This window comes from Lacrimispora sp. (assembly GCF_032078915.1).
In the GTDB taxonomy this organism is placed as follows: domain Bacteria; phylum Bacillota; class Clostridia; order Lachnospirales; family Lachnospiraceae; genus Lacrimispora.
Genome location: NZ_DAMAUN010000087.1, coordinates 1 through 8,402 on the forward strand (window position 1 = coordinate 1; position 8,402 = coordinate 8,402).

The following is an 8,402-nucleotide window of genomic DNA, read 5'->3' on the forward strand; positions in this document are numbered from 1 at the left end:
TGGATTATATTGATACTGCATCATTAGAAAAAAAAATTATGAACTCAGCTGTTATTATAGACTATATATATGCCAGATATTGCTTTTCTGAAAGAGCAGCGATATGGTTTTATTTAAGTGGAGAAAAGAGCGTACTGGATATATGCATAGCAAATAGTGAACGATTTTTAAGAAAAGGTAACTATAATAAAATTGTTCTTGTTTCCGATTTTGAGGAAAGGAACTATGAGTTTCCTGATTATATTGAGAAAGTAAAAGTAACAAGGAGTGAAATAGATGATTTGATAGTATGGTATTGTACTTGCCATCCAATGGGGAATATGCAGGTTATATCTATGATATATCCTCACGGACGAAATGGATATCAATGGCTTGAAAAATTTCCTGATATGGATTTAGAACTAGCCTGTGCAACTGGAATATTAAAACTGCAGCCTTTAATGAAATAAGAAGGGTAAAAGCTAATGACAATAGTAACAAAAACAATAAAGTATTCTATTAAACAACATCATTCGGAAGGGAAGTTTGAAAAAAAAAGAATTGTTATTTTTGGATTAAATGATTATACTGGCTGCATTATGAACGAGCTTGAATCTAAAAACATACAAGTAGCTTGTATTTTTGACAATGATATTCAAAAACAGGGAAAGTACTTTTGGAATACACCTGTTATTGCCCCTAAATGTAATGCTGATAGTAATGGGGAAAATGACAGTGTTATTCTGATGGCAAGTATACATATGGAAGCTATGAGCCAACAATTAATGGCTTTGGGCTATCATTCAGAAAACATTGTTAAGTTAGCTAGTTTAAATGATGCAAGATGGTTGGAAAATGACAGTAAAAGTTCCCTGATAGCCTATAATCTTGGTGAAAAGGTTTATCAAGAAATAAGAAGAAAATATCCGGAAGAGCAACTGTTGATGTTCCCCAGTGTATCTGTCGGAGATGCCTATTTGCCATTCCGATATTTAGAGCAATATTTAGTAGATAAAAAAGCAGTTCTTATTGTGGCATCCGAAGCAGTAAAAAGGCTTGCTGTACCGTTGAAATATATAAGTGTGGCAAAACTAAACCAATATGAGATGATTGGATTAGAAAAATACTTTATTGTGAACATCAAGGCAGATATTGATATGAAATATGTGCATCCACGCTATAAGGAAAGCTGGCAAGTGGGAATTGGTTATGAAATGACTGCTTCCCGGGGATATGCATTTTGGGAAGCATATGGCCCGGTAATTTATGAAATGGGAAAGTATCCGGTTTTGGGAAAGGCTTTATTATACAAGAGTAATCAAACATTGATTCAAAAATTATTTGTGAACAACAATCTTAAATTAAAAAGAACAGTATTAATAGCACCATATACAAACTCCATGAGCGAATTACCGATTGTTTTATGGAAGGATGTGGTCCAGTATCTTTTGAAAAATGGGTTTAGTGTTTGTACAAATGTAGCGTCTGATTCAGAATGTGCAATAGAAGGAAGCGTTCCATTAAGATGTGATTTAACAGATCTACAGGAGTTCGTTGAGGAGGCCGGATATACTATTTTAAGTAGAAGTGGACTGAGTGATATACTAGGAAATGTCAGAGCAGAAAAAATAATTATTTATAAAGACTATAAATTAAGATTTGCATCAGGGCTAACCTCCTTTTTTACAAATAATGATTTAAGAAAGGGACAAGTTGATAAGTATGCATCTCAAATTATAATTGAGGATGACTCTATGGGCACTGCATTAGAAAGCATTAAAAGTATTATTGATAAATGGTAAGAGGTGAGCCAATGATTAGCGTTATTATGCCGGTATATAACTCGGAAAAATATATTGATAAAGCGATTGAGTCCATTGTAAATCAAACATTTCGTGATTTGGAATTGATACTAATAGAGGATGGTTCTTCGGATGAATCTGCGGTCCGTTGTCTTTTATGGGCGGAAAGAGATGCCAGGATTAGACTAATACAAAATGAAGAGAATGCAGGTCAGGGTGTATCAAGGAATAAAGGAATTGAATCGGCAAAAGGGGAGTATATATATTTCTGTGATTCAGATGATTATTTGGAAAGTAATATGCTGGAGATATTATTGCAGAAATTAGAAGGTGTAGATGCTGAGGTCGTGTGTTGTGACTATTGGCAATATTCCTGGAGATCGGATTCTAAAAAATATGCGAAAGAACTTTGTGCTTGTGAAAGTGTGGGTGATAATGAAATTATAGATTTAAAGTCAAGGAAAGATATGCCTAATTTCTTTCCTTGCATCTTATGGAATAAGTTATATAAAAAGGAAATATTCAATAACCTGGAAATACGGTTTCCTGAGCAGAAAGTTTATTTTGAGGATTTCTATTTAAATTGCTTAGTCATGTATTATGGATATCGTTTTTTGTATATTCATACCCCGCTGTATCACTATATTGCTGTTCGTGAGGAAGGCGGAAACAGCAATGATGATACAGAAAAAATGGCCAATGATTTGAAGTATATTTTTTCTTTGCTTAACGAGTATTATAAAGGATTGGGGCATTATGAATTTTATAGACATGCATTTAAGCTCCATGCACAAGCTTCTTTAGGATACCATTTGTCTAAAAAGGATATGATGAACAGGGCGAAGAAGGAACAGCGTATTATGTATGAAACTAATTCTTTTTTTGAGAAAACATACGGGATACCTTCTTCAAGAAAGAAAATATATGCATTTGGAAGCTTTTGTATTCGTAAGGCATTGCAGATGACATTCTGGGAGTTTGAGCACATTAGTTATATGAGTATTGCAAGTGCTGTAAAGAAACGTGGAGCATTGCCACCTGAGTATATAGTTGGAGATAATTCCTATAGAACAAAAATTTTGACTACAGATATTTGTGAAAATATATATAATATGCTTGATGAGGTAAATGAGGAATATTTGATAATTGATTTATTGGATGAGAGATTTGATATAGCAGAGATAAATGGAATTGCAGTTACTAAAAGTGACTTTTTTGATTTGTATGCAAAAAGCAACTGTGTACCATATGAAATGAGGCGTTTAAATATAGAAGAATGGACCAAAATATGCGGACATTTTGTAGATGTTATTCATACAAAGTTTGATAGTTCAAAGATCATCATAGTAGAAAATACATTGTCCCTGGGATATGGTACCTACCGTTTGATCAGAAACTACGATAATATAGAGGAAATTAAAGCAACTAACTCAGATCTGATGGAAAAAGTAAGGATATTAGAGGGCTTATGTAAGAATTGCAATGTGATAAGAATACCTGAACATTTAAATTATACATTTTGTAAGCACAACTTCGGGTGCCATCCATATTATCATAACTATAGTTGGTATAGGTATGTTGCCAATAAGTTTACGGAAATTGTGAAAGAGGGATAAACGGATGAAAATATTGGTACTAACACATTTGGATGCGACAAATTATTCAATTGCAAATATTGTTAAGATTTTAAAAAATAATAATCACTATGTAGAGGGATATGGGCGGTTTACGGATTTTCATAATATTAAAATGTTTGAAGGAATGCTGGAAATTAATCCTATAGAGGAATTAATGGATGAACATATTTATGAGTTTGATGTAATTTTTTGTGCGTTAGATGTAATCAATAGGGTGAGATATATCGAGAAGTATATTTTTTGCTACAACTTTTTATTTTGTGGAAATTTAATATCAGATTGTGGCGATTTTATGTTTACACAATGCGATAATAGACGGTTAGACTATGAAGAGGAGTGCGCTTCCATGGCGATCGGAAATCCCAAAATAAGTAAAAGGCCTTATGTGACAGAAGAAAATAAGCAAATTTTATTTATTGATAGTGGTCACTATCCGTTTGGCAGAGAAGGAAGAATCATGCTTGCCGAATTGCTGGTGAAGATATGTGAACAACATCTGGATTATAAATTGGTTATTAAGCCAAGATTTTTACCGAATGATACGAATGTGACCCATAGAAATGATTATCATTTATATACTGTAATTGAAGAACTGACAGAAGAAAATATTCCTTCCAACTTAATTATGTTGGATGAGCATAGGGATATGAATGAGTTAATTGATGCAAGTGATTTGGTACTTTGCTTATACACAACGGCATATATTGATGCAGCCATCAGACACAAGAAACTTATTATAATTGATGGATTGCCGAATGATGATACATTTGATATTCGCAATAATTATCATTGGAAGAAGCAAAGACAGGTATTGGAAGAAAGTGGATGTATGTGTCACTATTCAGAAGTGCTGAATCACATTCCTGTTGGATTTATATGTAAACAGGAGCACATAAATAATGTGGTTAAATATGAGGATGGGGCATCAGAGCGAGCAGCTGAAACAATGGAGTTTTTATGGGAAAAGTATCTTCAATTTGATAAATTCCCAGTAATCCAGAGATATAATTTTGATAATCTTTCTCAGGATATTCATATAGATAATAATTTGGATTGGAATGATTTGATTGTAAAACGATATAAAAATATTCTTCGTTTCTCTAGCCGGCACGTTGATTATGTAGATAAGGATATCTTCAAAAAGGAATACATGTTAATGTTTGATGATTTTGAACAGAAAGGTCTTATCAGCAGGTATACTTATCATGAAATCCAAAAGCTGGCTAATACATTTAAAAATGAACTGTGGATCAGAAACAGTGAGATACTTATGGATGAAGCTATTAATCAATCATTTCTTTTGCTGGCAATGTTTGAAAATCACCATTATGATGCCATAAAAAAAGTTGAATATAAAGATATTTTATGTGAAAGTCATTACTGTTATATTATGGGGAGAGTATGTTTTGATGAATCGAATTATGAGGAAGCAATTAAATATCTGCAGAACTTCCTGACTATATCAAGAGAAAGAGGATATACAAAATATTTGTCTGATCGAGAGGACCGGCAGATTTCGGCAGAGTTTCATATTGGACTTTCAAGCTTCAGGATTGGTGATTGGAAAAGGGCTTATGAGCAATTTATGATATGCAAGAATTTAACCAATAATAATCATAAGAAAGCAGATGAATATCTTGATTTAATAAAAAAAAGGTGGGCGGAATACAGGGAAAATAAACGTTTAACAAAGCTTCACTTTGAGGTTCACTTGGCGGAACATTGTAATTTAAATTGTAAAAGCTGTTCCCATTTCTCACCTTTGGCAAAGCCTGAGTTTATGGATATCAACGTATTTAAAAAGGATATGGAGCGATTATCAATAATAACAAAACAAGATGTAGAAAGGATTGAGTTGTTAGGCGGTGAGCCGCTGTTAAATCCTGATATTACGGAATATTTTGATATTACAAGACGTAATTTCCCAGATACTACTATTATGCTTTTGACGAATGGTCTGTTATTATCTCAGCAGCATGTTGAATTTTGGGAAAGCTGCAGAAATAATAAGGTCAGGATCTCTGTTACGAAATATCCGATAAATTTTGACTATAATAGAATGGAGCAGTTGATAAAGAATAATCATGTAGAATTTGGATATTGGATGAAAAGCGATGAAAAGCAAAAGGAGTTCTGGCACATGCATCTGGATCTGAATGGAAAACAAAATGCAGAATATTCTTTTAGCCGTTGTACCTGGGGGGGAGGGTGCATAGCTTTAAAAGAAGGTAAATTGTATCCTTGTGTAATGATTGCTTATATTCAGCATTTCAATTCTTATTTTAATAAAAATCTGCCCATAACAGAAAATGACTACATAGATATTTATGAAGCAGCAGAAATAAATGAAATTTTTGATAAATTAGTTTCAGTACCTGATTTTTGTAGGTTTTGTACATTTGATAATGGTCAGCGAGTATATAATACCGAGTTTGGAATATCAAAGAAAGAAATTTTAGAATGGACTTAGGAGGATATGGAATGAAGACATTAGGAGTAATAGCATCAAGATACGCATCAACAAGATTGCCAGGCAAGGCATTAAAGGATATTTGCGGACGGCCAATGGTATGGTGGGTTTACAATAGCATATTAGGTGCGAAGGGATTAGATGAATTAATTGTTGCAACAGATGATATGAGAATTGTAGAAAAATGCACCAAATACAATATTCCATCAATTATGACAGGAACGGAGCATGGTGAAGCGGCCAATAGGTTACATGAAGTTTCGCAAAAAATTGATGCCGATTTTTATATTCAAATTAATGGTGATGAACCGTTACTTTCTCCAAGCCACATTAGTGTTCTTATTCAGGACGATATACCTGTTAATGAAGAATATGGCGTAAATCTAATAACAAAAATAGAAAATCCTGTAGAGGTCATGGATGCCTCCAACATTAAAGTGATATTTGATGAATACATGAATACTTGCTATATGTCAAGGACTCCCATACCATATCCATATCGGAGTATAGAGTATTCTTATTATAAACATATAGGAATTATTGGATATAATAAGAAAATGCTTGAATTCTATGCGGTACATGCTCCAGGAAGATTTGAAAGAATAGAAGGAATTGCAACATTGAGATTTACTGATTATGGAAAAATCCTGAGGTGCGTTGAGGTTGAAGAAAAAGAGGCGCTATCTGTAGATACGAGTATGGATTTAGAACATGTCAGAATGACCATTCAAAAAAAAATAAGTAATGGCGAGCTGGATAAGTTTAAGGAACTAATTGATAAGGGTTGTTAGAATTTAAGTAAATATTCTAAGGAGAGTTTGCATGATTGAAATACTTGATTGTACATTGAGGGAAGCCCCAATTGATAGTATGATGTTTGGAAAAAAACTGATCAGTCAATTTTTGTTTGGGTTGGAAGCTGTAGGTGTAAATATAATTGAATGTGGTTTTTTGAAAGATGAAGAACATATTGAGGGGAGTACCATATTCAGCAAGGTGGAAGAAATTGCGCCATATTTGTGCAATAAGAAGGCCGATACTATGTATGTGGCCCTTGTAGACTATGGACGTTATAATTTGGAAAAATTATCAGATTATACAGGTGAATCTATTGATGGAATTCGAGTGTGCTTTAAAAAAGGTCAGCAGAATGAAGTAATCGCATATGCGAAAAAAATCATGGACAAGGGTTATAAGGTATTTATACAGCATGTTGATACACTTGCATATACAGACATGGAAATCCTGCAGTTTATTGAAAAGGTGAACAAGTTAGAACCATATGCATATTCGGCTGTTGATACATTCGGTTCTATGTATATGGATGATGTAAGGCGAGTCTGTAATTTAATAAATAATAATTTGAAGGAAACAATTAAATTGGGATTTCACGGCCATAATAATTTAATGTCCGCCAATGCAAACGCACAGGAATTTATAGATATTTTGGAGAAAAAACGTGATATTATGGTAGACTCATCTATTCTGGGATGTGGAAGGGGAGCTGGAAATGCCAATACTGAGTTGGTAATAACTTATCTCAATAATAGATATAAAAAAACATATGACTTGAACGAATTATTAGATATGATTGATAGCCTTATGCCTAGGGTTCGGGATAAATGTAATTGGGGATATAGCATGCCATATGTTTTATCTGGACTGCACGGAGCGCATTCGTTTAACGTAAGTTATTTATTAAGAAAGCATAATATAAAATTAAAGGATTTAAGAAGTATTATTGAAAAATTAGATAAAGAACAAAAAAAGTTTTACGATTATAATTTACTTGAAAAAATGTACGTAGATTATTTCGATAAGTCCATTGATGACAGTGATGCTAGGAACTATATAGAATCTTTCAGTAACCGTAAAATCCTTGTATTGGCTCCCGGCAGAAGCCTGGTACTTGAACGGGAAAAAATAGAGAACTTTATAAAAGCCAATGATCCAATAGTGATATCATTAAATACGGATATGGGGAATTATAAGCAGGATATTATTTTTTTCAGCAGCTGCAATCGATATGAGTATTTTACCAGGAGTCAAAAACAGGGTATCAGTGATGATATGAATTATCTTATTACATCCAATATTAAAACAAAGGCAGAGAATAACGAATTTATAATAAACTACAAGTCTCTTATAAAATATGGCTGGGTTAATTTTGATTCTTCGGCAGTATTATTACTTAGATTTTTAACTGAAATAGGAGAGTGTAAAAATATTTACTTCGGAGGATTGGATGGATTTACTGAGGCAAAGAAAGAGAACTATTTTGACGAAAATATGGTTACGGATGTAACTTCTCAAAACCTTTTGGTTCTGACAGCAGAAATACGGGAGATGCTTGTTGACTTGAAGCCTGATGTTTTGAAAAAAGGTGTAAATGTAAATTTTATTACAACCAGTATTTATGAGGATATATTTGAAATTTAATGGAGATAGCCAGATGAAAAAATATGAAGGAATACTCTTTGACTTAGATGGTACGTTGCTGGATACTACGGCAGG

7 protein-coding genes are annotated in these 8,402 nt (G+C 33.2%); all 7 read left to right on the top strand.

The window, feature by feature from the left end:
- Positions 1 to 449 (top strand): hypothetical protein (locus RT269_RS24290; protein WP_313186514.1); only part of this gene is annotated, 449 nt, incomplete at its 5' end.
- A gap of 15 nt (positions 450 to 464) precedes the next feature.
- Positions 465 to 1,781: a hypothetical protein gene (locus RT269_RS24295; protein ID WP_313186515.1), complete on the top strand. Its 1,317-nt coding sequence runs from the start codon at positions 465 to 467 to the stop codon at positions 1,779 to 1,781.
- An 11-nt stretch (positions 1,782 to 1,792) separates the two neighbouring features.
- The gene (locus RT269_RS24300; RefSeq protein WP_313186517.1) at positions 1,793 to 3,397 is read left to right on the top strand and encodes a glycosyltransferase; all 1,605 of its coding nucleotides are present in this window, start codon (positions 1,793 to 1,795) and stop codon (positions 3,395 to 3,397) included.
- Positions 3,398 to 3,401: 4 nt separating this feature from the next.
- The gene (locus RT269_RS24305) at positions 3,402 to 5,888 is read left to right on the top strand and encodes a radical SAM protein (protein ID WP_313186519.1); all 2,487 of its coding nucleotides are present in this window, start codon (positions 3,402 to 3,404) and stop codon (positions 5,886 to 5,888) included.
- A gap of 11 nt (positions 5,889 to 5,899) precedes the next feature.
- Positions 5,900 to 6,679: a 3-deoxy-manno-octulosonate cytidylyltransferase gene (locus tag RT269_RS24310; RefSeq protein ID WP_313186520.1), complete on the top strand. Its 780-nt coding sequence runs from the start codon at positions 5,900 to 5,902 to the stop codon at positions 6,677 to 6,679.
- Between the two features lie 31 nt (positions 6,680 to 6,710).
- Positions 6,711 to 8,327 (top strand): hypothetical protein, encoded by a 1,617-nt coding sequence (locus RT269_RS24315; RefSeq protein WP_313186522.1) that lies wholly within the window; start codon positions 6,711 to 6,713, stop codon positions 8,325 to 8,327.
- Positions 8,328 to 8,340: 13 nt separating this feature from the next.
- On the top strand, positions 8,341 to 8,402 hold a 62-nt coding region (locus RT269_RS30470), incomplete at its 3' end, for a hypothetical protein (protein ID WP_442913836.1).

Bases quoted from the DNA above. Each gene is read 5' to 3' on its own strand.
- RT269_RS24300 (WP_313186517.1), top strand. From the start codon at position 1,793: ATGATTAGCGTTATTATGCCGGTATATAACTCGGAAAAATATATTGAT.
- RT269_RS24310 (WP_313186520.1), top strand. From the start codon at position 5,900: ATGAAGACATTAGGAGTAATAGCATCAAGATACGCATCAACAAGATTG.
- RT269_RS24305 (WP_313186519.1), top strand. From the start codon at position 3,402: ATGAAAATATTGGTACTAACACATTTGGATGCGACAAATTATTCAATT.
- RT269_RS24315 (WP_313186522.1), top strand. From the start codon at position 6,711: ATGATTGAAATACTTGATTGTACATTGAGGGAAGCCCCAATTGATAGT.
- RT269_RS24295 (WP_313186515.1), top strand. From the start codon at position 465: ATGACAATAGTAACAAAAACAATAAAGTATTCTATTAAACAACATCAT.